The organism is Muricoprocola aceti (assembly GCF_025567005.1).
GTDB classification, from domain to species: Bacteria; Bacillota; Clostridia; order Lachnospirales; family Lachnospiraceae; genus Marvinbryantia; species Marvinbryantia aceti.
Window position 1 is genome coordinate 77,670 of the sequence record NZ_JAOQKE010000003.1, and the last position, 25,392, is coordinate 103,061.

Consider the following 25,392-nt stretch of genomic DNA (forward strand, 5'->3'; position numbering starts at 1 on the left):
CGGGAGGAAAAAGAGTGCGAGGAGTAGAAACGAGAATACAGGAAATTCGTCATGCGATTTTTACAGAAGTGGCAAAAATGGCTTATGACACGGATATTCCTGCAGCAAACACAGTGGAGGAGATACCTTATCACATTATACCGGGAGAAACCGGAAGCTTTCGAAGTGATGTGTTTCTGGAAAGAGCGATCGTGGGAGAACGGGTACGTCTGGCCATGGGGCTGCCATGCAGAGATGCAACAGAGCATGCACCGATATCTGATAATGTGGAGCTTGCAGATAAGCCGGAGACCTATTATACACCGCCTCTGATTAATGTGATCAAATTTGCCTGCAACGGATGCCATGAAAAAAGAGTATGGGTATCTGATGGCTGCCAGGGCTGCCTGGCACATCCTTGTGTGGAAGTCTGCCCAAAAGGTGCCATCACACTGGACCGGACAAATGGCAGATCCATTATTGACCAGAAAAAATGTGTGAAATGCGGCAGATGTGCAGATGTCTGTTCTTATCATGCCATTATCATACAGGAGCGGCCATGTGCGGCGGCCTGCGGAATGGATGCGATTCATTCTGATAAGAATGGAAAAGCAGAGATTGATTATGAGAAATGTGTATCCTGTGGACAATGTCTGGTAAATTGCCCGTTTGGAGCTATTTCAGATAAGTCCCAGATCTTTCAGGTTATTCGGGCTATTCAATCTGGAGAGCAGGTATATGCAGCGCTGGCGCCGGCGTTTGTAGGACAGTTCGGTGCAAAGGTAACCCCTGGAAAGCTGCGGGCAGCAATGAAAGAACTAGGATTTACCGATGTGTTTGAGGTGGCAATCGGTGCAGACCTTTGTGCAGAACAGGAAGCAGAAGATTTTATAAAAGAAGTGCCGGAAAAGCTGCCATTTATGGCGACATCCTGTTGTCCTGCATGGTCAGTTATGGCCAAAAAGCTGTTTCCGGATTATGCAAACTGTATTTCTATGGCGCTGACACCAATGACCTTAACAGCAAGGTTGATCAAAAAGCAGAATAAAAATGCGAAAGTTGTGTTCATTGGTCCATGTGCAGCGAAAAAATTGGAGGCTATGCGCAGGACGGTAAAAAGTGAAGTCGATTTTGTCCTGACATTTGAGGAGATGACGGGGATCTTTGCGGCGAAAAATATAAAAGTAGAATTACTGGAGGAAGATCCGGCCGGAGTCAGTGATGCATCTGCGGATGGCAGAAATTTTGCTGTATCCGGTGGCGTTGCAAAGGCAGTAGAAAATGTGATACATGAAAAATATCCGGACAGGGAAGTGAAGATTGCCAATGCAGAAGGACTGAAGGAATGCAGAAAGCTTCTGACTGTGGCCAAAGCCGGAAAATACAATGGATATCTTCTGGAAGGAATGGCATGTCCGGGAGGCTGTGTAGCCGGAGCGGGAACCATGCAGTCCATAAAGAAATCACAGACAGCAGTAAATAAGTATGCGGCGATGGCCGGGCATACAGTAGCCAGTCAGACAGAGTATGTAAAAGAACTGGAAAAACTGGTGTATTAGAGAGGGTGATGGAAAGATGGACAGAAAGAAGAATAGAAAAAGATACCGTGCGCTGGCGGTGCTGACAACAGGTGCTATGGTGCTGTGTACAGGAGCAGGTGTTCGGGCAGAAGATTCCGTGAATGTTCTGGCATTAAAGGGACCGACAGCAATGGGAATGGTGTCCCTTATGGATCAGGCAGACCAGGGCGAGATTACAGGGGAAAATTATGATTTTCAGATTGTGGCATCTCCGGATGAAGTATCTCCGGCGATTGCGCAGGGAACTACGGATATTGCAGCTGTTCCTGCCAATCTTGCCAGTGTGCTTTATCAGAAAACGAACGGTGGCGTGCAGGTACTGACGATTAACACATTGGGGGTTTTATATCTGGTGGAAAATGGTGAACAGGTTCAGAGTGTTTCTGATCTGAAAGGAAAAACCATTTATGCCAGTGGCAAGGGCGCTACACCGGAATACGCATTGAATTATATATTAAAAGAAAATGGACTGACGCCGGGAGAAGATGTACAGATTGAATGGAAGAGTGAGCATACAGAATGCGTGGCAGCACTTGCAGAGCATGAGGACGCAGCAGCCCTCCTTCCGCAGCCATTTGTGACGACAGCACAGAGTAAAAATGATTCTCTGCGCGTGGCTCTGGATCTGACAGAGGAATGGGATAAGATTCAGAAAGACAACGGTGGAAACAGCAGTCTGGTGACTGGTGTGACAGTGGTGAGAACAGAGTTCGCCCAGGAACATCCGGAGATCGTGGAAGATTTCATGGGGCGTTATCAGGAATCGGTATCTTATGTAAATGAGCATACCGAAGAGGCGGCAAAGCTGATTGGTGACTATGATATCGTTCCAGAAGAGATTGCGAAGAAAGCACTTCCGGAGTGTAATATTGTATACATAGACGGAGCGGAGATGAAAGAGAAGCTCTCCGGTTATCTGGAGGTTCTGGAGCAGGAGAATCCGCAGGCAGTCGGCGGAGTACTTCCGGCAGACGAATTCTATTATGATGCAGAATAAAAGAAAAAAGCAGAGTAAGATGCGCTGGTGGGCAGTTGCATTCTGGCTGCTGGCATGGCAGATATTGAGTATGCAGATTGGACAGGAGATACTGATAGTATCTCCTGTTGCTACAGGAAAAAGACTGATTTGGCTGATTTGTGGTATTCGATTCTGGAAAATTATCCTACATTCAACGATAAGAATCATGGGAGGATTTTTACTGGGAATCTTTGCCGGAAGCAGCGCAGCAGTACTGGCATTTCGATATAAAAGGATAGAAGAGCTGTGTTATCCTATGATATGTGTGATGAAAACAACTCCGGTAGCATCTGTGATTATTTTGTTATTAATGTGGATATCTTCAGGAAATCTGTCTGTATGCATTGTGTTTCTGATGACATTTCCGATATTATACACAAATGTATTGGAAGGACTGCAGCATCTGAATCCAAAATTGAATGAAATGGCGGAGGTATTTGAACTTCCTGTCTGGGTAAGACTGAGATGGATCGGAATTCCTCAGCTGATGCCTTATATAAAAGCCGGCTGTGCTCTCGGAATCGGTCTGGCATGGAAGGCGGGGACTGCGGCGGAAGTAATCGGAATCTCTGGTGGAACCATCGGGGAAAAGCTGTATCAGGCGAAGATCTATCTGGAAACAGCAGATCTGCTGGCCTGGACGACGATGATTCTGGTAATGAGCTATCTGTTTGAAAAACTGTTCCTTGGAATGCTGGATATGGCAGGAGAACGGCTAAAAAGAATACAGATATCAGATTCAGGAAAAACAGATGAGGTGAAAAACGTCCCAGTAAAAGAGCAGCAGGATATTATACTGACTCATCTAAGTAAAAGTTATGGGGAACATTGCGTCATCCAGAATCTGTCGCGGACATTTCCGCGTGGACAGACAACCTGTATCATGGCTCCTTCCGGCGCTGGAAAGACTACCCTGCTCCGACTGCTTATGGGGCTGGAAGTGCCGAACAGTGGAAGGATAACCGGTATGGATGGACGAAAGAAAAGCGCTGTTTTTCAGGAGCAGATTTTTGGTGAGGATCTGAGTGTCTATGCCAATATTCGGATTGTGAGAAAAAGAAAACTCTTTGAGCCGGAAAAGCAGGAATATGAGAAGATAAAGACAGAACTGGAAGCGGTCGGACTGCTAGACTGCATGGATCAGAAAGTAAAGGAACTGTCCTTTGGAATGCGACAGAGAGTGGCGCTGGTGAGAGCTTTCTATGCAGACTGGGATGTGCTCTTTCTGGATGAGCCATTTCGCGGTCTGGATAGAAGTACCAGAGAACTGGTGATGGAATATACCAAAAGAAAGTGCAGTGGGAAACAAGTGTTGTTTGTCACACATGATGCAGAAGAAAAGAAACTGGTCATCGGAAAATGATGGCCAGTTCTTTTAACCATAGATAAAGAATGTAGCGGAATAAGGATGCGATTTTTTTTGATTAATGATAAGTTCCGTTTTGGATAAATCTGTATCTGATTCATTCCGAAAAGGAGTAGCCATTTATGGAGAAACTTTGTATAATTAGCATAAATATCCGGTTAGGAGATGAAAAAAATGGAAAAAATGACGGATCTACATGGGCGATTACTGGAAGGCTGTATCTGGGATGAGTGTTCTGAGAAGTTATATTTTGTAGATATTGAATGCCGAAAAATATACTGTTTCAGACCGGATTGTGAAAGCCTGAATCAGATGGAGCTGCCGGACTATGTCAGCGACCTTGTGCTGAAAAAGGATGGAACTTTAATCGCTGCATTGCCGGATGGTCTGTATCATGTGGATTTTGACAAACGGACAGCAGACAAAGTCATGGAAAGCTGTCTGCCCGATGGTATCCGTTACAACGATGGCAAATGCGATCCGAAAGGACGCTTATGGCTTGGCAGTATGGCCATGGCGCAGGATGAATCGGCACCTCATGCAGGCGCATTATTTTGTATCGAAAAAGATCAGATCAAGACGATTTATTCCGGATTTACCATACCGAACGGTCTGGCATGGGATACAAAAAAAGCATTGTTTTATCATGTGGATACAGCAACGGATAAGGTGGATCGTTACCGGATGACAGAGGATGGACAGATTACGGAGAAGAGGACAGCCATTGATCTGAAGAAGGAAAAAGGCTCACCGGATGGCATGTGCATGGACAGTGAAGGACATCTGTGGATTGCCATGTGGGGCGGATATCAGGTGATCTGCGCAGATCCGACCACCGGAGAAGTGTTAGAGAGAATTCCGGTACCAGATGCCAATGTCAGCTGCTGCTGTTTTGGGGGAAAGAGCAAAGCGCAGCTCTATATTACAACAGCAAGAGATGACACTGGCAATGGCGGAGAATTATATGTAGAAGAGGTACAGGTAACAGGAGGCGAGGTGTACAGATATGGGGATTAGGAAGACAGCACTGGTAACAGGTGCAGCAAAAGGGATTGGAAGGCAGATTGCTTACTGTATGGCAGAGGCAGGCTATAATGTCATTGTGAATTATCACAGCAACAAAGCGGCAGCCGAAGAACTGTGCAGAGAAATGGAAAAGTTTGGTGTGCAGACCATGACTGTATATGCTGATATGGGAAAAGTAGCGGATATCGAAGAAATGTACCGACAGGTATTTGAAGTCTTTCCGGTGGTAGATGTACTGGTGAACAATGCAGGAATCAGCAGTGAAGTGTATTTCCTGGATGCTACCGAAGAGATGTTTGACCAGATGACCGCGATTGACTGGAAGGGCGTCTACTTCAGCAGCCAGATCGCAGCAAAGAAGATGATTGAACAGAAGGTAAAGGGAACGATCATCAATCTTTCATCGAATCAGATCAACGGATGCTGGCCGAGAGCAACGATCTATGCTCCAAATAAGGCAGCAATCTCTAAATTTACAAAAAACGCGGCAATGGAATTGTCTCTGTATGGCATTCGTATGGCAGCGATTGCACCGGGTTATACCGATGTGGGCTGGGAGCCGGGAGATATTCGTTTGAAAGCGGCAGAGAGACTGCCATTTGGCAGATTTGCAACGACCACAGAGATTGCAAAAGGAGTCGTATATCTGGCATCGGAAGAAGCGGCCTATATTACAGGAACCACACTGGTGATGGATGGCGGCGCTACCCTTCCGGTAGTTGCGGCCAATGATTTCGTGGAGGATTAAGCAATGAGCGAATATTATAACAGTCTGCTGCAGGGAGATAAAGGCGCATTAAAAAGAGCACTGTACAAGGCAATGGGATTTACAGATGAAGCTCTTGGCAAACCGCTGATCGCTATCGTCAATACCTACACCAATGCCACGCCTGGACATTATAATATCAATGAACTGTGTGAGCAGGCTAAGAAAGGCATTGAGGCAGCAGGAGGAACGGCCATGACATTTGGAGATATTGCTCCATGTGATGGAATCGCAGAAGGACATGAGGGTATGCGTTACATTCTGCCATCCAGAGACCTGATTGCTTCAACTGTGGAATGTATGGTGCGGGCGCATCGGTTTGACGGACTTGTTTTGTTGGGATCCTGTGACAAAATCGTACCGGGACTTCTGATGGCAGCAGCCAGACTGGATATTCCGGCGGTATTTTGCAATAGCGGTCCAATGATGCCGGCCTGTTATAAAGGAAAACATTATGATGGAAATATCGTGACAGAAGCCGTTGGCTGGAAACAGCGAGGCGAGATTGATGAAGAAGAATTCCGTAAGATTGAGAATCTGGCGGAACCGTGTGCAGGCTCCTGTGCCATGCTGGGAACGGCGAATACCATGGGATGTCTGGCAGAAGCCATGGGCATGAGCCTTCCGGGAAGTGCAGTGATTCCTGCTGTTTACGCAAAGCGCCTTCAGATGGCATATGAGACCGGACGGGCAGTCATGGGACTGGTGAAAAAAGGCATTACAGCCAGACTGGTGATGACAAAAGAAGCGATTGAAAATGCAATCATGGTGCTGATGGCCATGGGTGGTTCTACCAATGGTATCATGCATCTGCAGGCAATTCATAAAGAAGCCGGTCTGGGCCATCTTCCACTGGAAGCTTTTGACCGGTTCAGCAAGCGAATTCCACAGATCGCTTCCGTTTATCCTGCTTCTCCATATGATATGGTGGACTTCTATGAAGCAGGTGGAGTACCTGCGGTGATGAAAGAACTGGAACCGCTTCTTCACGGAGACTGTATCACAGCCAGTGGAAAGACGGTAAAAGAGAATCTTCAGCATACAGAGTATTCCACATTCCGGGAGGTAATCCGCACCGTGGCAGAACCGTTCCATTCGGATGGAGGTGTGGCAATTCTGACAGGTAATCTGGCACCACTTGGAGCCGTGGTAAAACCGGCAGCGATCCCGGAACATCTGATGACTGTGACTGGGAAAGCCAAAGTATATCAAAGCGAGCAGGAAGCCTGTGAGGCGATTCTGGCCGGAGAGGTACAGCCCAATACCATGGTAGTTCTTCGTTATGAAGGACCGAAGGGAGGTCCGGGGATGCCGGAGATGTATCGTCCGATGAAATGTCTGGAAGGAATGAATCTGTCGGACAGCTGTACGATTGTCACAGATGGAAGATTCTCCGGATCCAACCGGGGATGCTTTGTGGGACATATCTCACCGGAGGCATACGAAGGCGGCAATCTGGCACTGGTAGAAGATGGAGATGAGATCACCATTGATGTGCCGAATCGCAAGATCATCCTCCACGTAAGCGATGAGGAACTGGAAAAAAGAAGAACGTTATGGAAGCCGGTGGAAAAGCAGCTTCCGGACGGCTACCTTAACATATATCGAAAAATCACAAAATCTGCGGCAGAAGGCGCCGTGATGGAAATGGAGTAAGACATGATTACATGGAAAGATGACAATGAGTTATTTGCAATGATGAAAAAAGAACTGTATTCAGCGGTCATTGGAGATATCCTGGATAAGATGAATTATCGTCATCAGTTTCTTCCACAGCGGATTCAGCCAATGCGTGAAGAGATGGTAGTGGCCGGAAGAGCCATGCCGGTACTGGAAGCAGATGCATTTGAAGAATTGTCTGATGGACAGAATCCGATCATGAAAAAGAACTTTGGCCTGATGCTGGAAGCACTGGATGATCTGAAGGAAAATGAAGTCTATATCTGCAGCGGTTCTTCACCAAGTTATGCGTTGGTAGGGGAATTGATGTGTACCAGAATGAAGATCTTAAAAGCAGCAGGTGCAGTGGTAAATGGCTTCCACAGAGATACCAGAGGCATTCTGGAACTGAACTTCCCATGCTTCTCCTATGGAAGATACGCACAGGATCAGGGACCGAGAGGAAAAGTCATTGATTATCGTGTGCCGATCGAGATGGATGGCGTCAGAATCAATCCTGGTGATATCATTTTCGGAGATCTGGATGGTGTTCTGGTCATTCCAAAAGAAGTGGAGACTGAAGTCATCCAGAAAGCTTACGAGAAAGCAACCGGTGAAAAAATGGTTGCAGAAGCAATCCGCGGTGGAATGAGTACGGTAGAGTCTTTTGCGAAACATGGGATCATGTAAAGGACACAAAGAAGCATGAATGAAGTTAAGAAAAAGGCATTGAAATTACTGGAAGAGGAAGAAAGCCTGGCAGAAGTCCGAAAGTCCGGAACTTATCGTTTTCTCCCAAGTTACCGGTATGAAGCGCACAGGCATATCGAGTATGAGATTAATTACGTGCTTCAGGGAAAATGCATGATGATTTTTGACACAGAATATGTTCCCCTGAAAGCTGGAGAATGTATTGTGATTACGCCGTTTCAAAATCATGGATTTCTGGTAGATGCCAAAAGCGGCTGTAAGATTCAGCAGACAGAGATGAGTATTCGGATACCGGAAGATATGAAAGAGATATTTCCTTTCAGCGAAAAAAAGCGAGAATATCAGGTACTGAAAAACTGTGAGGATCTGGTACCGGTTATGGAGCAGATCTCCCGGATCTGCCGTGTGGATAAAGAATCTTATGGGATGACAATGCTGGATCTGTCAGTTCTTCAGCTGGTGGTAGCCCTGGGCTATCATGGAAAGAAAACTCACACAACAGAAGCCGGGATTCGTAATGAGAAGATCCGGGATATTCTGAAATATATTCAGGAGCATTACCAGGAGCCATTGCAGATCGAGGATCTGGCTGCCAGACAGGGTATCAGTTCCCGTTTTCTGCGCCGGTATTTCACACAGGAAATCGGGATGTCCTGCCTGGATTACATACAGGCCCTTCGCCTGAACAAGGCAAAAGAATTGCTGTGGGAGACTTCTAAAAGTGTCACAGAGATCGCACTTGAGACAGGATATGGAACGCCACAGTATTTTAGTCGGATCTTCCGGCAGGAGATCGGAATGACACCATCAGAGTATCGTAGCAGCTGGAAAGAAAAAGTCAGCGGATCGTAAACTGATAACAGATCTGACGTTTCCATGGAGTATTGGCTTTGGTGATATGGTATGGAAATCCATGGTCACCAGGAGCATCCGGATAATCCTGAAATTCAAAAGCCAGGGCACAGGACGGGACAGTATGCTGACCATTGATCAACTGCTGTCTGTCATCGATATAGCCACCGGAATACAGCACCATGCATGGCGCATCGGAAGCAACAGCCATCTGTACGGAACCATCCGGCAGGGTGCAGAGCAGATCCGGAGAGTCGGACGAGTGATTTAGAAGGAATCCATGATTGTATCCCTGATTGCGCCTGATCTGAATATCTCCCGGATACTTCTGAAGTTGTGCAGACAGAGCCAGCGGATGGCGGAAGTCAAACGGCGTACCGGTTACGTCAGCAGTCTCTTCTGGGATAAAGTCTGGAGCGTTACAGATGTAGCGGTCAGCGTGAATCTGAAGAATATGATCTGTGGCCGGACGGGAAAAGTCGCCGGACAGATTAAAGTAACTGTGGTTGGAAATGTTGAAATACGTATCCTGGTCGGAGATGGCGTTGTAATCCATGGTAAGCTGATGGGCTTCTGTCAGAGTATAAGTAACGGTGATATGGCGATTACCAGGAAAGCCATCCAGTCCGTCAGGAAGAGTGCAGGTGAAACTTACCTGTGCATCACCAGAAGGAGTGACTGACGCAGAATGTAATTCCCAGACGAGGAAAGAAGCATTTTCAAAACCGCCATGAAGGGAATGAATGCCGCTCTCATTTCGGGAGAGCTTATACAGATGGTCGCCCACAGGGAGGGAACCATGAGAGATGCGGCCGGCGGTTGGTGCCAGTGTGGCTCCCGCATACAGAGGGTTGGAAAAATAAGTACTTTCCTGCGAAAAAGAAAGAGCAAGATTTTGTAAATCCATTTGTCTGGATGGAAAACCAATCTGCCGAATGGACGCACCGGTGCCAAGAAGAGATACAAAAAAGCCGTCTTCACATATCAGGCGCAACATATAGTTTTTCGGATGATTAGAAAAATGAGTGTCAGTTAAAACTGATTTAGAAATCTGCATAATGATAACCTGCTTCCACTTGTATTTTTTGCTATTTACTGTAACGCAGAATAGAAAATTATGCAAGAAGTGCAGAAAAAAAGTGGGAAAAAGAAAAAAACAAACAAAAGATCTGAAGAAATGGCGGCTGCTATGCAAAAACATATATAAAAAATAACTAAAAAACGAACCATAATAAAAGGACATATACACAGAATATACAAAAATAGCAATTTTTTTAAACTCCATAGCAATTTCAAGTAATGAAATAAGCAGGAGACACGGATATAATAACAGGTAGATAATGTAAGGAGGGAAAGAATATGGGCAGTGTACTTGAGTTTAAGAATATCTCAAAGTATTTCCCTGGTGTAAAAGCACTGGATAATATATGCTTTAAAGCCTATGGCGGAGAAGTCCTGGCATTCCTTGGCGAGAACGGTGCCGGAAAGTCTACGCTGCTGAAGGTACTCAACGGAGATTATCAGCCAACCAGCGGCGAATATTTGCTGGATGGTGTACAGAAGCACTTTAACTCTCCACACGAAGCAATTCAGGAGGGAATCAGTATTATTTATCAGGAACGACAGATTTTGTTGGAACTGAGTGTAGCTGAGAACATATATCTTGGAAGAATGCCGGTTAATAAGTTTGGCATCATTGATATAGCGAAAGCCAATAAGATGGCGAAAGAGATTATCGATGATTTTGGACTTCCGATTTCACCATCTACGAAGGTAAAGGATCTGAGTATTGCTTATCAGCAGATGGTTGAGATCATGAAAGCCTACAGCCGTGAGAACCTGAAGGTCATCTGTTTTGATGAACCGACAGCCAGCTTAAGTGATGCAGAGATAGACAGTTTGTTCGAGATCATTGCCAAGCTGAAGGCACAGGGAAAGATCATCATTTATGTATCCCATCGTATGGCAGAGATCCAGGAGATCGCAGATAAGGTTGCCATTTTTAAAGATGGTCATTATGTAGATACGGTTGTTACAAAAGAAGTGCCAGAGCAGCAGCTGATCAAGATGATGGTCGGCCGCGATCTGGGTGACATCTTTAACAGCCTGGACAGAAATGATAAGATCGGAGATGTTCTTCTGGAAGTGAAAGGTGTTTCTTCCGATTATGTAAAAGAGAATTCTTTCGTATTACATAAAGGAGAAGTACTTGGATTCTCCGGACTGGTCGGAGCAGGAAGAACTGAACTGATGCGCGCCATCATTGGCGCAGACAAGATGAAGAACGGTGAGGTGATCCTGGAAGGCAAGAAGATTGTGAACCGTTCCCCGAAGGAAGCCATGGATAATGGTATCGTGCTGGTACCGGAAGATCGCAAGCTTCAGGGTATCCTGAGCAACTTAAGTGTAGCGGGAAATATCAATATTGCACTGATGGATAAGAATTCCAATAAGCTTGGTATCATAGATGCAAAGAAGGAAGCGGAAGAGGCCGATAAAGGTATTCGGGAATTTAAAGTAAAGACACCATCCCCGGAAAAGAAGATTGTAGAACTTTCTGGAGGAAACCAGCAGAAATGTATCGTAGCCCGCGGTATTGCAACGAATCCAAAGGTACTGATTCTGGACGAGCCAACCAAAGGTATTGATGTTGGAGCCAAGTCTGAATTCTACAACATGATCTGCCAGTTCGCCAAACAGGGACTGGGAGTCATCCTGATTTCATCTGAGATGCCGGAAGTTATGGGACTTTCTGACAGAATTCTGGTTATGAAGTCTCTGAAGATTGTAGGAGAAGTCAGCAGAGAAGAGGCAACAGAAGACAGATTGCTGAGTCTGGGAATGATGGGGGAAGAAGCACATGAGTAATATAGAGACAAAAAAAGAAAAAAATGGAATTTTAAGTAAGATCGGCGGTGACAAGCTCATTCTGATCGGCGCAATTATTGTAGTATTCGCATTATTTACTGCATTGAACAAGAACTTCCTGACATGGACCAACATGATCAACCTGATGGTTGCAGCCTCACTGGTAGGTCTGGTAGCCGTAGGACATACTTACCTGATCATTGCAGGGCAGAACGACCTGTCACCTGGTTCACTGGCAGCTTTCTGTGGAACACTGGCAGCATTATTGCTTTCCAAAGATATGCCGATGATTGTGGCAATCATCATTGTTTTACTGGCAGGCGTTCTGGTTGGACTTTTCAATGCATGGATGGTAAATAAGATCAAACTGGAGGCATTCATTGCCACACTGGTTACACAGAATATCATTCGTGGTTTTGCTTATATCATCTGCGATGGTAAACCGGTATCTATCAGTAACAAAGCATACCTGGCTATTGGAAAAGCAAGATTTTTAACCATTCCGGTATCTGTATGGCTGATGATTCTAGCATTCGTAATCTTTGGATTTGTTCTTGCAAAGACCAAATTTGGCCGCAGCGTATATGCAATTGGCGGAAGCCAGGAAGCAGCCAGACTGGCCGGTCTGAATCCACAGCAGATTGTAACAAAATGTTTCGTTATCATTGGTGTACTGACAGCCCTCGGCGGAATCGTATTCTCATCTCGTATGAACTCCGGACAGCCGGCAGCAAACGTCAACCTGGAATTCGATGCCATCACAGCCGTTATTCTCGGTGGTGTATCTTTCGCAGGTGGTGTGGGTGATATGTTCGGTACTGTACTTGGTGTAATCCTGATCCAGGCATTCAATACAGGTCTGATCATGGTAAATGTGTCCACGTTCTGGCAGTATGTAGCCCGTGGTGCACTGCTTCTCTTCGCACTGACATCTGACTTCATCCGTAAGCAGAGACGTGAGAAAGAACTTCTCGAAGCAAGCATGAGAAACGTGAAATAAGATGCCAGGGTTAGAAGCCAGAGACCACGATGTGCTTGCACGGGAGTGGGCTTGTGGCTGAGTGACCCGCCAAGATATGAGAATAAAAGCGGAATTTATTCCGCGATATTCGAATATCTTGCAGAATTGCGAGAGTGCGAAAGCACGAAGCAATTCGTAGGGCATCTTAGAGTAGAAATGAGGTTTGAGCTTCACACACGCAAGTGTGCAAAATTATATAATTTCAAGGAGGATTTAAAAAATGAACAAGAAAGTGATGAGTGCGGTATTAGCAGCAGCAACAGTAGCGGGACTGGCAGCAGGATGCATGACAGCAAGCGCAGAAGATGATAAGCTGGTAGTATATGGCATTTACAAAGCTGGTGACCAGACATGGTTCATTGATGAAGGTGCAGCAGCTCAGGAAGCAGTAGAAGCAGCAGGTGGAGAATTCATCTACGTTGATGCTAAGATGAACCCGGAAGAATACTTAAAGGCAATTGACAACGCAGTGGCAAACCATGCAAGCGGTATTGTAACCTGTATCCCAGACCAGACACTGTCTCAGGCAGCTATTGACAAAGCCGAAGAAGCTGGTATTCCAATCGTTGCAGCTGATGATGCTCTGCAGGATGATGATGGCAACAAGCTGGCTCCATGGGTAGGTATCAACGCATATGTAATCGGTGAAGCAAACGGCGAATGGCTTGCTAACTACGCAAAAGACAATGATCTGATTGGAAAAGAGGATGTAGGACTTCTGATCATGACAATGGATACCGTATCCAGCTGTGTACCTCGTGCAGAGGGTGAATATGACAAGTTCACAGAACTTTGCCCTGATTTCAGCGAAGACAATATCTTCAAAGCTGACTATGATGGAACAACAGATAAAGGTAACACCGCAGCAGCAGCAGTTATCACAGCGAATCCACAGATCAAGACATGGCTGGTAACAGGTGCTAACGAAGAAGGTACTATCGGTGCATGCCGTGCCCTTGAAACAGCTGGTCTGGATGCTGACGCTTGTGTAGTAGGTCTTGGCGCTTACATGGCAAAAGATGAATGGAATGACAAAGGTGCTGATGGTACATGTATGAAAGCAGCAGCATACTTCTCATCTGACTCTGTTGGTAAAGGTTCTATTGATGTTCTTCTGAAACTGATCGATGGCGAAGACGTTGAAATGGAAACAGCAGTGGACGCAGTTGTAGTTACTCCAGAAACATACAAAGATGAAATGGGTAAAGCAGCAGAGTAAGTAAAATAGCGAACAATAACATCTGTATACAAAAAGACGGGGAGCTGCAATGCAGCTCCCTGTTATCGTATCTGCTCTGGAAACGTCAGATTCCGGTATTCTCCCGGAGTCATATGCTCCCATTTTTTAAATGTAGAACAAAAACTGCTTTCACTGTTGAAACCAGAGCGGAAGGCAATCTCTTTGATCGGAATGCCAGGCGTACGAAGCAGAAACTTGGCAGAATTGAGACGGGTGGCAATCAGATACTGATGTGGTGTAAAGCCAGTCTCGGCAGTAAATACTCTGGTAAAATGAAACGGGCTCATATTGGAGTTCTTTGCAAGAACATCCAGAGAAAGCGGTTCACTAAAGTGTTCATTGATATAGGCAAGAGAGTTCTCCACAATCTGAGAATGGGAAAAATTACTGCCGGTGTCAGAACGAATATTCAGCAAACTTGTGAGCATCTGTGTAATATAAGAAGACACACGGGCTTCTTTGATAGGCTCCGAGTTACGGAACATACTTAAAATCTTATTCATATCATGAATAACCGGATAAAGATTGCCAGAGGAAAAGATATTTCCCTGAGAAGCTGTGATCAGGTCATAATAATTGCGCGCCAGTGGACCGTCAAAATGTATCCAGCATACATTTGAATCCTTGAGGAATCCGTATTCGTGAGGAGAATAACAATCCAGCAGAACGAGCTGATCCTGTAAAACGGTGCCGATCTGATCCGGATGATAAACCTGACAGCTTCCTTTTTCGATATACATCAGCAGAAAGCTGTTATAACTGGAGCGCTTCAGACGATAACCGGACTGGTAATGAAAGCGGCCAAGAGCAACAGGATAGAGATAGACCTTAGAAGCAATTGTGCTTGGCTGGTAGGGAAAGTAATCGGAATCATCTGGTAAAATACCATATTCAATCGGACGCATAAATAGTCTCCTTCTCATCTGTATATGCAGAGCAATTTTTTTAAACTTACAAGCAAAATCAAATAATGACTTTTGTATCAGACGTGAGATATAATCAAACCAGAAACAAAAGGTATATAGTGATAAAATCAGTTCAGAAAGAATACATGACAGTTTTCTGAATCAGATTTCAGATCATATATTATGACAGTAACATAAAAGGAAACGAAAAGCAATAAAAAGATATAAGGAGGTTCCTATGGAAGAAGTAAAAATCTGGGAAGAAGACGTGGTCATCCCTACTTATGAGATCGGAGCAGCAGAGAAAAATCCAATTTTTTCAGAGAAACGTGTATACCAGGGAAGTTCGGGAAGAGTATATCCATATCCGGTCATTGAAAAAATTGAAGATACGAAGCATGATAAAGTATGGAAAGCGCTGTATCTGGAAAATCAGTATCTGAAGGTTATGGTTCTGCCACAACTGGGTGGAAGAATTCAGAGAGCTTATGATAAGACCAACGATTATGATTTTGTATACTATAATCATGTGATTAAACCGGCGCTGGTTGGCCTGACAGGCCCATGGATCTCTGGCGGTATCGAATTCAACTGGCCACAGCATCACCGTCCGACTACCTATCAGCCGGTGGATTATACCATAACTGAGCATGAAGATGGCAGCAAGACTGTGATGGTCAATGATGTAGACCAGATGTATGGCACCAAGGGTATCGCATCTTTCACGTTATATCCGGATAAAGCTTACATTGAGATCCGGGGACAGCTGTATAACCGTACTCCGATGGCACAGACATTCCTGTGGTGGGCAAACCCTGCAGTCGCAGTGAATGATAATACCCAGTCTGTATTCCCGCCAGATGTTCATGCGGTAATGGATCATGGCAAACGTGACGTATCTAAGTTCCCGATTGCGACAGGGGTATATTATAAACATGATTATAGTGCAGGTGTGGATATTTCCCGTTACAAAAATATTCCGGTGCCGACCTCTTACATGGCTGAAAAGTCCGACTTTGATTTTGTGGGCGGATATGATTACGGAAAAGAAGCTGGTATCCTTCATGTTGCGGACCATCATATCTCTCCTGGTAAAAAGCAGTGGACCTGGGGCTGCGGCGATTTTGGAAAAGCATGGGACCGCAACCTGACAGATGAAGATGGTCCATACATCGAGCTGATGACTGGTGTATATACGGACAACCAGCCAGACTTCACTTGGTTAAAACCATTTGAAGAGAAGACTTTCAAGCAGTACTTTATGCCATATAAGAAAGTGGGTTATGTAAAGAACGCTACCATCGATGCTATGGTCAACATGGAGATTCATGATGGAAAAGCAGATCTGTGCGTATATACTACAGGCGAAGAAAAGAATGCGAAGATTGTATTGGAGCAGAATGGAAATGTGGTATGGGAGACAACGGAAGATCTGTCTCCGGTAAAAGTATATGAGACGGAAGTAGAGCTGCAGGTAGAAGATAAGACAAAAGTGACGGTTCGTGTATTGAATGCAGATGGAAGAGAACTGGTATCCTTCACGCCTTTAAAAGAAGAGATCCCGAAGATTCCGGAACCGGCACAGGCAGCAAAAGATCCAAAGGAGATCCAGACCTGCGAGGAACTGTATCTGACTGGTTTACATATCGAACAGTATCGTCATGCTACCTATTTGCCAGATGATTATTATCTGGAGGGATTGAAGAGAGATGAGGGCGATATCCGCCTGAATACTGCATATGGTATGTTGCTTTTACGTCGCGGCCTTCTGACAGAGAGTGAGAAGTATTTCCGTAAAGCACTGGAGCGTATGACCTGGAAGAATCCAAATCCATACAACAGTGAAGCATATTATGATCTGGGTCTTACCCTATTTTATCAGGGGCGTTACGAGGAAGCATACGATGCGTTCTTCAAAGCAACCTGGTCCAATGAACAGCAGGAAATGTCCTTCTATTTCCTGTCAGCCATTGCAGCACGTAAAGGTAATCTTCCACTGGCACTGGAACTGATTGAAAAAGGTCTGGTAAAGAACAGCCACAATATCAAAGCCCGTGGACTGAAGGCAGCGATTTTAAGAAAACTTGGAAAGAAAGAAGAAGCAAAACAGTGGATTGCAGAGAACTTAAAAGTCGATCCATTTGATTATGTATCAGGCTACGAAGCAGTACTTCTGGCTGAAGAGACGGAAAAAGCTGCAAAAGTGCAGACCTTAAAGGCTCAGATGCGTAACTTCCCACAGAACTTTATTCAGGCAGCAATTGATTATTGTGAGAGCGGCTGCTTCGAAGAAGCACTTGGACTCCTGAATCTGTGTGATGCACAGTGGCCGATGCTGGATTACTATCGTGCAGCATGTCTGTATAATCTTGGAAGAGAAGAGGAAGCCAAAGCAGCTGTGAAGATTGCAGATGCAGTCGATCCATATTGCTGTTTCCCGAACCGTCTGGAAGATATCACCGTACTGCAGCTGGCAGCAAAATTGCAGCCTGAATTGCCGAAAGCATATTATTACATTGGTAACCTCTGGTATGACAAACGCCAGTATGAAGCGGCACAGGAAGCATGGGAGACTTCTGCGAAGCTGGATGACACCTATCCGACCGTACTGCGTAACCTGTCTCTGGTATATTACAATCAGAGTGATATGCCGGAAAAGGCAAAAGAAGTACTGGAAAAAGCATTTGCGCTGGATACCACAGATGCACGTATTTTCCTGGAACTGGATCAGTTATATAAGAAGCTTGGCTATTCCGTAGAAGAACGAATTGCATTTTATGAAAAGTATCCGGAGACTTTTGCAAAACGTGATGATGTGTTTATTGAATACATTACCATGCAGAACTTTGTTGGAAATCATGAAAAAGCATATGAGCTTCTCATGAGCCGTAAGTTCCATCCATGGGAAGGTGGAGAAGGAAAGGCAACAACCCAATACACTACTTCTCTGGTAGAACAGGCAAAGAAAGCGATCGCTAAAGAAGAATTCACCAGTGCAAAAGAATTACTGGAAAAGGCACTGGTTTATCCGGAAAACCTGGGAGAAGGCAAACTGGAGGGAACCAAGGACAATCATATTCATTATTATCTGGGACTGGTGGAAAAAGCACTGGGTAATGAAGACAGAGCGAAAGAGCTGTTTGCAACAGCCAGCACTGGTACAGACGAACCAGCCGGCATGATGTTCTACAATGACCAGCCGGCCGATATGATTATGTTCCAGGGCATGGCACTTCGGGAACTGGGAGAACCGGTAGCATCGAACTCCAGATTCTATAAGCTGATCAGTTATGGAGAAGCACATATCTATGATAAAGTGAAGATGGATTATTTTGCAGTATCCTACCCGGATCTTCTCATCTTCAAGGAAGACTTTACCAGAAAGAATCGTGCGCATTGCTGCTTCCTGATGGGACTGGGTAACATGGGACTTGGCAATAACGAAAAAGCAATAGAATACCTGAAAGAAACACTGGAACTGGATCCGCATCACCTGATGGCAAGATTGTATTTGAGAAGTGTGGAAGAAACAAAATAATAGAGTTACTGGATGTATTGTGATGTGCAATACACTGGGCAATGTATAAAGAGATCCCCGAAGCAGTTTAAATGCTTCGGGGATCTCTGGTATGATGAGCGCTGTAGCTGACAACTCTGAAGCAGATGTCTGAATTTCTACATATGTAAGACTTCATCCCAGATTTCTTCCACAACAGGGATTCCAAGTTCTTTATTTTCTTTGATGCTGCGTAAGGCCAATTCTCCAGGATAGTATACTGCCTCTCCTTCTTTGACTGGCTCTGAAGATTTCACATCAGCAAGGATGGCATCTATGATAGCATCGGTCTCTTCAGCAGTGTTAAACCGGGAAGGATCAATGGCAATCATGATCTGGGTCAGTCCCACTTCGTCATCAAAGGTACCGATTTTTGCTACCGAATTCCCATTGGAGAGAACCGTTGCGATCAGGTCAAGAACAATAGACAGTCCGCTGCCTTTCCAGTAGCCCATTGGAAGTACGCGCCAGGTCTTCTCGATCTCAACAGGATCGGTAGAAAGGTTGCCTTTCGTATCATAGCCGCCAGGTACCGGGAGCTGAGTGCCCTGAAGTTTGCACTGTTCGATTTTTCCATAAGAGAACTGAGACACCGCACAGTCCAGCACCACATGTTCTCCATTGGATCTTGGGACAGACATGACCAGGGGATTATTGCCGATTTTCCGATTCTTGCCTCCCCAGGCTGGCATATTTGGCATAGTGTTGGACCAGCAGATGCCGATACATCCCTGATCAGCGGCCTGCCATCCATAGGTACCACCGCGCATCCAGTGATTGTTATTACCAAGGGCTACGATGCCGGCGCCGTTTGCCCTGGCCAGTTCACAGGCACGATCCATGGCACGTTTGGCATTCAGAGGGCCGAAGCCACGGTGGCCGTCCCAGCGCTCCATGATCCCCATACTCATTTCGCAGGTCGCTCTGGCCGATGGATCAATACTTCCTTTTTCCAGGTAGGTGACAAATCTTGGAAAACGATTCAGTCCGTGGGAATACACTCCGGCAAGACTGTTTTGTGCAAAAATCATTGCTGCATCAGCAGCATCCTGTGGAGGAAATCCTTTCTTTTCCAGGACTCTTGTAAACTCTTTGACCATATCTTCATATTTGATTCTCATAATACATGCTCCTCTCAATGAAATATGAAAACGCTTTCAGATAAAACTATTATATCCTGAATTTTTAAGAAGTCAATCTTTTTTGATAAGAAAGAAAAATACTATGAAATTCAACAAAAATGTAAGTAGAATCTCAGAAAATAATATGAAAGCGTTTTCTGCAAATTTTCTTGAAAAATGAAATGTGATGTGATACACTGCAAGAAATAATGACAGACAAAAAGGATATTCCCTGGAAAAGGGAAATAGTGTCAAGATCAGGGTGCAGAGCAGTGAAACGAAAGCAGATCTGACCCCGGAAAATGGGGAGAATGATAAATCCGCGGCTACCAGCACGGAAATTATAGAAAACAAGGTATAGTATCGGGAGAGAAAGAAGAATATGAATATTTATGATATTGCCAGAGAGGCCGGTGTCTCGATCACCACAGTATCTCGTGTGATCAATCATCGGGAACAGGTGAATGCAGTAACAAGAGAGCGGGTGGAAAAGGTTTTAAAAGCACACAATTACAAGCCCAATGCCACAGCCAGGAATCTGGTGACCAAGTCTTCCAGAACGGTTGCAGTGTTAACGATAGATATTCGGGAACCGCATTATGCAAGAACGGCATATACGATTGAACGAGAGCTGAGTCATCGTGGCTATGAAGCCATCATATGCAATACCGGAGGAGAATTGAAAGAGACGGAACGATATCTGCAGTCTTTGATGGAAAAGGATGTGGATGGAATCATTCTGGTAGGATCTGTATTTAATGAAATTGGAAAAGATGCCAGAATCCGGGATATGCTGAAGACGTTTCCGGTGGTATTGGCGAATGGAAGGCTGGATCTGGAGCGTTCGTATTCGGTATTGGTAGATGATCAATATGGCATAGGACTATCAGTGGATCATCTGGTAGAAAATGGACACAGAGAAATCTGTTACTTTATGGATCTGGATACCGGAAGTGCCAGAGAGAAGAAAACAGGATTTATTCAGAGTATGAAGAAGCATGGCCTGGAATGTGGACAGAAACAAGTGATCAAGGTGGCACACTCTGTGGAAGGTGGACGGGTTGGCGTCCAGCAACTAATAGAAGAGAATCGACAAGTGACAGCGATCGTATGTGGCAATGATGAGATCGCGGTTGGGGCAGTAAAGGAGTTGACCAGTCGGGGAATCAAGGTGCCGGAACAGATTTCAGTGACAGGATATAATCATTCCGAATATGCCCGTATCTGCCAGCCAGAGCTGACCACAATTGATAATAAGCCAGAGCTGGTAGCCATGCTGTGTGTGCAGCTGATTATCAGCCTGATTGAAAAGACAGACAGTTATTCTTCCGGAGTGATCCGCCCTGAGTTGGTGCCGGGAAAAAGTGTTGCGCAGTTATAATAGGCGGAAAAATATATATAAACAGGAGGAAAAAGGTTATGCAGATGACATTTCGCTGGTATGGAGAAGGAAATGACAACATTACTCAGGATATGATTCGCCAGATCCCAGGAGTGACGGGACTGGTATGGGCGCTTCATAACAAGCAGCCAGGCGAGGTCTGGGAAGTGGACGAGATTGAAGAGGTGAGAAAACAGATTGAAGGTCACGGATTCCATATGGATGTGGTAGAAAGTGTGAATGTACATGATGATATCAAAGTGGGACTTCCGACCAGAGACAAATATATTGAAAATTATAAGACAACACTGAGAAATCTGGCAAAGTTTGGCGTAAAGGTAGTGACCTATAATTTTATGCCGATTTTCGACTGGACCAGAACAGATTTGTTTCATCCACTGCCGGATGGATCCAATGCTTTATATTATGAAAAAGCAAGAATACAGGATGATTATAAAGAAATGGCACAGTACATTCTGGAAAATCTTCATGGCATGACATTCCCTGGATGGGAGCCGGAACGTATGGCGAAGCTGGATGAATTGTTTGCACTGTATCGTCCGGTGACGAAAGAAAAACTCTGGGAGAACCTGAAATATTTTCTGGAGCAGCTAATGCCGGTGTGTCATGAGACAGGCATCAAGCTGGCAATTCATCAGGATGATCCGCCATGGGACATTTTTGGCATTCCACGTCTCCTGGTAGATAAAGAATCCATAGGGCGTTTTTTGTCCATGGTAGACGATGAATACAACTGTCTCTGCCTCTGCTCTGGTTCCCTGGGAGCCAATCCGAACAACAATGTCCCAGATATCATACGCACGTATTGTGACCGAATTGCATTTGCACATATCCGAAATGTGAAACATTATAACAATGGAGATTTTTCAGAAGTATCCCACAGAGACTGCGACGGAGATACACAGATTCTGGAAATCATGAGAGCATATCATGACTGCGGATACAAAGGATATATCCGCCCGGATCACGGACGCCATCTGTGGGGCGAAGAAAAACAGTGCCGTCCGGGATATGGATTATATGACCGGGCACTGGGAATCATGTATTTGCTTGGATGCTGGGATATGCTGGATCGCATGGATGGAAAATAGCAGCTGGTAGTCAGCCTGGGGAGTAATCCACACTGCCAAAACGGAATAAAAAAGTCCCTGAAGATCGCACCTTCAGGGATTTTTGTTTTGCTGCGTCACTAAGAACACATTTCTTCATTTCGCCTATTAGCATTATGGCATATGAGATTTTAAAGTGCAATATGCGTTTTGAACTTTGAAAATAACCTTTCCGAAATATTGTTGATGTCGATAAAGCGGAAATGGATTTTTCTCTATATGAAAAAGATGTAATAGAAAACCATATTCGAATTCCACAACTTAGAAATTTGTATGAGAAGAAGCGAGAAAAACTCTGAGGACTATGAGTTTAATATTTTTTTATTTTTGTAAAAAAGTGGAATAGATATGTCTGGAAAAGTGTGGTACCGTAGAAATGACAGGAAACAAAAAGAATATATGTGGAGGAAAGCAGGTAATGACATTACGGGAGGATGCAGATTTTATTATAAAAGAGGCAATTCGTCATGTGCTGCCAGACGAGGCAGTAAGGAAGGCTTTAGAGGGAAAAGCATTTGGGCAGGGCAGGTTGTATCTGGTGGCGGCAGGTAAAGCTGCATGGCAGATGGCAAAAACTGCCGGGATGCTGCTGGGGGATCGGCTGGAAAAGGGTGTTGTGATAACAAAATATGATCATGTAATGGGAGAACTGCAGCGAATCAGTTGTTATGAAGCTGGCCATCCTGTTCCGGATGAGAATTCTTTTCGGGCAACGCAGGCGGCTCTGGATCTGGTTATGGATTTGCAGGCGGAAGATACCGTATTATTTCTGCTTTCTGGTGGAGGTTCTGCACTTTTTGAAAAACCGCTGATTTCAGGAGAAGAACTGGCAGATGTTACGAAGCAGCTACTGGCGTGTGGAGCGGATATTGTGGAGATGAATACGATTCGAAAACGTCTTTCAGCGGTAAAGGGTGGAAGATTTGCAAAGTTGTGTGAGCCTGCTAAAGTGTACAGTATCGTATTAAGTGATATATTGGGCGATCCACTGGATATGATTGCTTCTGGTCCGGCTTATCCGGATACATCGACCTGTGAGCAGGCAACGGCGATTGCAGAGAAATATCATCTGAAGTTATCAGAACAGGCGACTGGATTGCTGCGGCAGGAGACACCAAAGATATTGAATAATGTGACGACAGAGATTACAGGCAGTGTGAGAAATCTTTGCCAGGCTGCAAAAGAAGCCTGTGAATCCCTGGGATACGAAGCGGTGATTCTGACAGACCAACTGGATTGTGTGGCAAGGGAGGCAGGAGCTTTTCTGGGGGATATTGCAAAAACCAATCAGATTACAAAGAAGAGTCTGGCTTTTATCGCCGGCGGTGAGACGGTGGTTCATTTGACCGGCTCAGGTCTGGGAGGCAGGAATCAGGAATTGGCGCTGGCGGCCGCTGAAAAAATATCCGGATTAAAGGAGGTAGCAGTTTTTTCAGTAGGATCAGATGGCACAGATGGTCCAACGGATGCGGCAGGAGGTTTCGTGGATGGTGAGACGAAGAAAAAACTGGCAGATGCCGGATACCGGATTGAACAGGTACTGGAAGAAAATGATTCCTATCATGCACTGGAAAAATGCGATGGTCTGATCAAGACCGGAGCTACGGGAACGAATGTGAATGATGTGGCAGTGGTGTTGATAAGAAGGTAGAACTAAAATATTATATGCTATAGGCTATAGAGTGCAGTTCTGGAAAATTATGTAACATGAAAAACCAGTGGAATGTGAAAATGGGGTTCGCATTTCACTGGTTTTGTTATATCAGATGTGAGATGACTCCCACCTCTTTAGATAATATGAAGGACCTCACATTTGTAGCAACGTGGATTTACCTGTATACTAAAGTTTGAACAAGAACAATGGTAACAGGGATTACCGCATACAAAAGGAGGCCACTATGTATAGAATAATCAAAATCGGGATGGATGTCCATAGTAAAAATTACACACTTTGCGCAATGGAGCCAGTGATCGGCGAGGAAGACCGCATTTTTGCAAATATCCAGGTAACGGCAGACTACAAAAACGTTCTGATGTTTATCGAGGAACTGAAATTGAAGCTGGGTCTGGACAATGAATATGATATTGTCTGTGGATATGAGGCGGGCTGCCTTGGATATTCATTATATAACCAGCTCACAGCGGCAGGGGTAAAATGTGTGATTCTTGCGCCGACAACCATGTTGACACAGCAGGGGAAACGGGTAAAAACGGATGCAAGGGATGCCCTGACGATTGCACAGTGTTTATCCTATGGCGGCTACCATGCTGTATACATTCCTACGGAGGATGATGATTCGGTCAAAGAATATCTGCGGATGCGGGATGACCACAAGGATGCACTTAAGAAAATCAAGCAGCAGATTAATGCGCTGTGTCTTCGCCACGGATATCATTATGATGGCACAAAGTGGACAATAAAACATGTGACATGGCTGAGGTGGCGCAGGAGCAAATTAGTATCAGTGGTGGGAGTCAATCCCCCATCTGATATAGCCTCCGGCAGGATTGCAGAGATGCGCAAAAGAAATATGTCATGCTTTGCATGACGCGCATCTCGCAGCAAGAATGCCGAGGCATTCTTGAATTCGGAATCATTAATGTGAAACCGGAATAGAGGTGTTTTTCCGATACTGATTTGGGGTAATACCCATTTTCTTTTTAAAGATAGTACAAAAGTATTTAGCATCAGAGTAACCGGCTTTTTTGCAATTTCACTGATTTGAAAGTTTGTTTCTGACAGCATAATCTGAGCCTGTTCCAGACGACAGACAGGTACACCAGTGATCCGGCCCTATGTGAATGAATTGATGGAAGATCAGTATCTGTTTGGTCCGGATATGGTGGTGGCACCGGTATTGTATGAAGGATGCCAGACACGGCAGATCTATCTACCGGAGGGGGAATGGTGTGACATTCATACTGGTGAAATATTCCAGGGAGAAAATTCTTATACAGTAGATACACCAGTTCAGAAAATACCAGTCTATGTGAGAAAAGAAAGATATAACAGAAATTGCTGTTGAGTATGTTTTGCAGTGTCGATAATTCATTTTTAATGAGTTATCGACACTGCTTTTGTCTAGTATTCTATTTTATAACAGGTCTTTCATTCCTGTGAAAGAGCATAATTCTGAGATTTTTACAAACAGAGGTGGAAGAATATTGAAAAAAATGGTATGATAGAACGGATCTAGAGATTTTCTATCAGAA

At 44.8% G+C, this 25,392-nt stretch carries 20 protein-coding genes and 1 pseudogene; 17 read left to right on the forward strand and 4 right to left on the reverse strand.

Annotation, left to right across the window (positions count from 1 at the left end; all coding sequences use genetic code 11):
- Window positions 1-14: 14 nt before the first annotated feature.
- The 8 genes from OCV47_RS04250 (at window position 15) to OCV47_RS04285 (ending at window position 8,957) form a co-directional block, all read left to right on the forward strand.
- Entirely contained in the window at window positions 15-1,538 is a 1,524-nt protein-coding gene (locus OCV47_RS04250; RefSeq protein ID WP_262654023.1) for a 4Fe-4S dicluster domain-containing protein, read from the forward strand.
- A gap of 16 nt (window positions 1,539-1,554) precedes the next feature.
- Window positions 1,555-2,556 carry an ABC transporter substrate-binding protein gene (locus OCV47_RS04255; RefSeq protein WP_331481171.1) on the forward strand — a complete coding sequence of 334 codons (1,002 nt, stop codon included), beginning with the start codon at window positions 1,555-1,557 and terminating at the stop codon, window positions 2,554-2,556.
- Window positions 2,543-3,940: an ATP-binding cassette domain-containing protein gene (locus tag OCV47_RS04260; RefSeq protein WP_262654025.1), complete on the forward strand. Its 1,398-nt coding sequence runs from the start codon at window positions 2,543-2,545 to the stop codon at window positions 3,938-3,940. The genes OCV47_RS04255 and OCV47_RS04260 overlap by 14 nt, the downstream gene beginning before the upstream one ends.
- Before the next feature lie 177 nt (window positions 3,941-4,117).
- Window positions 4,118-4,960 carry an SMP-30/gluconolactonase/LRE family protein gene (locus tag OCV47_RS04265; protein WP_262654026.1) on the forward strand — a complete coding sequence of 281 codons (843 nt, stop codon included), beginning with the start codon at window positions 4,118-4,120 and terminating at the stop codon, window positions 4,958-4,960.
- A complete protein-coding gene (locus tag OCV47_RS04270; protein ID WP_262654027.1) occupies window positions 4,950-5,717 on the forward strand; it encodes an SDR family NAD(P)-dependent oxidoreductase in 768 nt (255 codons plus the stop codon). The genes OCV47_RS04265 and OCV47_RS04270 overlap by 11 nt, the downstream gene beginning before the upstream one ends.
- A gap of 3 nt (window positions 5,718-5,720) precedes the next feature.
- Window positions 5,721-7,391 carry a dihydroxy-acid dehydratase gene (gene ilvD, locus OCV47_RS04275; protein WP_262654028.1) on the forward strand — a complete coding sequence of 557 codons (1,671 nt, stop codon included), beginning with the start codon at window positions 5,721-5,723 and terminating at the stop codon, window positions 7,389-7,391.
- A 3-nt stretch (window positions 7,392-7,394) separates the two neighbouring features.
- Window positions 7,395-8,084 (forward strand): RraA family protein, encoded by a 690-nt coding sequence (locus OCV47_RS04280; RefSeq protein ID WP_256300577.1) that lies wholly within the window; start codon window positions 7,395-7,397, stop codon window positions 8,082-8,084.
- 15 nt (window positions 8,085-8,099) lie between these two features.
- On the forward strand, window positions 8,100-8,957 hold the full coding sequence (locus OCV47_RS04285; protein ID WP_262654030.1) for an AraC family transcriptional regulator: 858 nt from the start codon (window positions 8,100-8,102) through the stop codon (window positions 8,955-8,957).
- Here OCV47_RS04285 and OCV47_RS04290 read toward each other — a convergent pair.
- Window positions 8,944-10,014, reverse strand: a complete 1,071-nt coding sequence (locus OCV47_RS04290; protein ID WP_262654031.1) for an aldose epimerase family protein — start codon at window positions 10,012-10,014, stop codon at window positions 8,944-8,946. The genes OCV47_RS04285 and OCV47_RS04290 overlap by 14 nt on opposite strands.
- A gap of 302 nt (window positions 10,015-10,316) precedes the next feature.
- Here OCV47_RS04290 and OCV47_RS04295 point away from each other — a divergent pair, with 302 nt between their 5' ends.
- From OCV47_RS04295 to OCV47_RS04305, 3 genes are all read left to right on the forward strand, one after another.
- Window positions 10,317-11,825: a sugar ABC transporter ATP-binding protein gene (locus OCV47_RS04295; protein ID WP_262654032.1), complete on the forward strand. Its 1,509-nt coding sequence runs from the start codon at window positions 10,317-10,319 to the stop codon at window positions 11,823-11,825.
- Window positions 11,818-12,825 (forward strand): ABC transporter permease, encoded by a 1,008-nt coding sequence (locus OCV47_RS04300; protein WP_256300569.1) that lies wholly within the window; start codon window positions 11,818-11,820, stop codon window positions 12,823-12,825. Before OCV47_RS04295 ends, OCV47_RS04300 begins: the two co-directional genes overlap by 8 nt.
- Window positions 12,826-13,066: 241 nt before the next feature.
- The gene (locus OCV47_RS04305) at window positions 13,067-14,065 is read left to right on the forward strand and encodes a substrate-binding domain-containing protein (protein ID WP_262654034.1); all 999 of its coding nucleotides are present in this window, start codon (window positions 13,067-13,069) and stop codon (window positions 14,063-14,065) included.
- Window positions 14,066-14,127: 62 nt separating this feature from the next.
- Here the strand turns inward: OCV47_RS04305 and OCV47_RS04310 are convergent, their stop codons facing one another.
- Entirely contained in the window at window positions 14,128-14,991 is an 864-nt protein-coding gene (locus tag OCV47_RS04310; RefSeq protein ID WP_262654036.1) for a helix-turn-helix transcriptional regulator, read from the reverse strand.
- Between the two features lie 238 nt (window positions 14,992-15,229).
- Between OCV47_RS04310 and OCV47_RS04315 the strand changes: the two genes are divergently transcribed.
- Window positions 15,230-18,529: a DUF5107 domain-containing protein gene (locus tag OCV47_RS04315; RefSeq protein ID WP_262654039.1), complete on the forward strand. Its 3,300-nt coding sequence runs from the start codon at window positions 15,230-15,232 to the stop codon at window positions 18,527-18,529.
- 137 nt (window positions 18,530-18,666) lie between these two features.
- Here OCV47_RS04315 and yiaK read toward each other — a convergent pair whose 3' ends face one another.
- Window positions 18,667-19,668 (reverse strand): 3-dehydro-L-gulonate 2-dehydrogenase, encoded by a 1,002-nt coding sequence (yiaK, locus tag OCV47_RS04320; protein WP_262654040.1) that lies wholly within the window; start codon window positions 19,666-19,668, stop codon window positions 18,667-18,669.
- Window positions 19,669-20,050: 382 nt separating this feature from the next.
- Between yiaK and OCV47_RS04325 the strand changes: the two genes are divergently transcribed.
- From OCV47_RS04325 to OCV47_RS04340, 4 genes are all read left to right on the forward strand, one after another.
- Window positions 20,051-21,049 (forward strand): LacI family DNA-binding transcriptional regulator, encoded by a 999-nt coding sequence (locus tag OCV47_RS04325; RefSeq protein WP_262654042.1) that lies wholly within the window; start codon window positions 20,051-20,053, stop codon window positions 21,047-21,049.
- A gap of 38 nt (window positions 21,050-21,087) precedes the next feature.
- Window positions 21,088-22,161, forward strand: coding sequence for a mannonate dehydratase (gene uxuA / locus OCV47_RS04330; protein ID WP_262654044.1), 1,074 nt, complete (start codon window positions 21,088-21,090; stop codon window positions 22,159-22,161).
- A gap of 436 nt (window positions 22,162-22,597) precedes the next feature.
- Complete coding sequence (locus OCV47_RS04335) at window positions 22,598-23,830, forward strand: glycerate kinase type-2 family protein (protein ID WP_262654045.1); 1,233 nt, start codon at window positions 22,598-22,600, stop codon at window positions 23,828-23,830.
- Window positions 23,831-24,077: 247 nt separating this feature from the next.
- Window positions 24,078-24,728 carry an IS110 family transposase gene (locus OCV47_RS04340; RefSeq protein ID WP_262654047.1) on the forward strand — a complete coding sequence of 217 codons (651 nt, stop codon included), beginning with the start codon at window positions 24,078-24,080 and terminating at the stop codon, window positions 24,726-24,728.
- Window positions 24,729-24,776: 48 nt separating this feature from the next.
- Here OCV47_RS04340 and OCV47_RS16160 read toward each other — a convergent pair.
- A pseudogene (locus OCV47_RS16160) lies at window positions 24,777-24,875 on the reverse strand (AraC family transcriptional regulator); the annotation flags it as partial.
- Between the two features lie 87 nt (window positions 24,876-24,962).
- Between OCV47_RS16160 and OCV47_RS04345 the strand changes: the two are divergent.
- Window positions 24,963-25,205, forward strand: a complete 243-nt coding sequence (locus OCV47_RS04345) for a hypothetical protein (RefSeq protein WP_331481176.1) — start codon at window positions 24,963-24,965, stop codon at window positions 25,203-25,205.
- Window positions 25,206-25,392 lie beyond the last annotated feature (187 nt).

Coding starts and splice junctions, on each gene's coding strand:
- OCV47_RS04255 (WP_331481171.1), top strand. CDS start 1,555: ATGGACAGAAAGAAGAATAGAAAAAGATACCGTGCGCTGGCGGTGCTG.
- OCV47_RS04260 (WP_262654025.1), top strand. CDS start 2,543: ATGATGCAGAATAAAAGAAAAAAGCAGAGTAAGATGCGCTGGTGGGCA.
- OCV47_RS04265 (WP_262654026.1), top strand. CDS start 4,118: ATGGAAAAAATGACGGATCTACATGGGCGATTACTGGAAGGCTGTATC.
- OCV47_RS04270 (WP_262654027.1), top strand. CDS start 4,950: ATGGGGATTAGGAAGACAGCACTGGTAACAGGTGCAGCAAAAGGGATT.
- ilvD (WP_262654028.1), top strand. CDS start 5,721: ATGAGCGAATATTATAACAGTCTGCTGCAGGGAGATAAAGGCGCATTA.
- OCV47_RS04280 (WP_256300577.1), top strand. CDS start 7,395: ATGATTACATGGAAAGATGACAATGAGTTATTTGCAATGATGAAAAAA.
- OCV47_RS04285 (WP_262654030.1), top strand. CDS start 8,100: ATGAATGAAGTTAAGAAAAAGGCATTGAAATTACTGGAAGAGGAAGAA.
- OCV47_RS04290 (WP_262654031.1), bottom strand. CDS start 10,014: ATGCAGATTTCTAAATCAGTTTTAACTGACACTCATTTTTCTAATCAT.
- OCV47_RS04295 (WP_262654032.1), top strand. CDS start 10,317: ATGGGCAGTGTACTTGAGTTTAAGAATATCTCAAAGTATTTCCCTGGT.
- OCV47_RS04300 (WP_256300569.1), top strand. CDS start 11,818: ATGAGTAATATAGAGACAAAAAAAGAAAAAAATGGAATTTTAAGTAAG.
- OCV47_RS04305 (WP_262654034.1), top strand. CDS start 13,067: ATGAACAAGAAAGTGATGAGTGCGGTATTAGCAGCAGCAACAGTAGCG.
- OCV47_RS04310 (WP_262654036.1), bottom strand. CDS start 14,991: ATGCGTCCGATTGAATATGGTATTTTACCAGATGATTCCGATTACTTT.
- OCV47_RS04315 (WP_262654039.1), top strand. CDS start 15,230: ATGGAAGAAGTAAAAATCTGGGAAGAAGACGTGGTCATCCCTACTTAT.
- yiaK (WP_262654040.1), bottom strand. CDS start 19,668: ATGAGAATCAAATATGAAGATATGGTCAAAGAGTTTACAAGAGTCCTG.
- OCV47_RS04325 (WP_262654042.1), top strand. CDS start 20,051: ATGAATATTTATGATATTGCCAGAGAGGCCGGTGTCTCGATCACCACA.
- uxuA (WP_262654044.1), top strand. CDS start 21,088: ATGCAGATGACATTTCGCTGGTATGGAGAAGGAAATGACAACATTACT.
- OCV47_RS04335 (WP_262654045.1), top strand. CDS start 22,598: ATGACATTACGGGAGGATGCAGATTTTATTATAAAAGAGGCAATTCGT.
- OCV47_RS04340 (WP_262654047.1), top strand. CDS start 24,078: ATGTATAGAATAATCAAAATCGGGATGGATGTCCATAGTAAAAATTAC.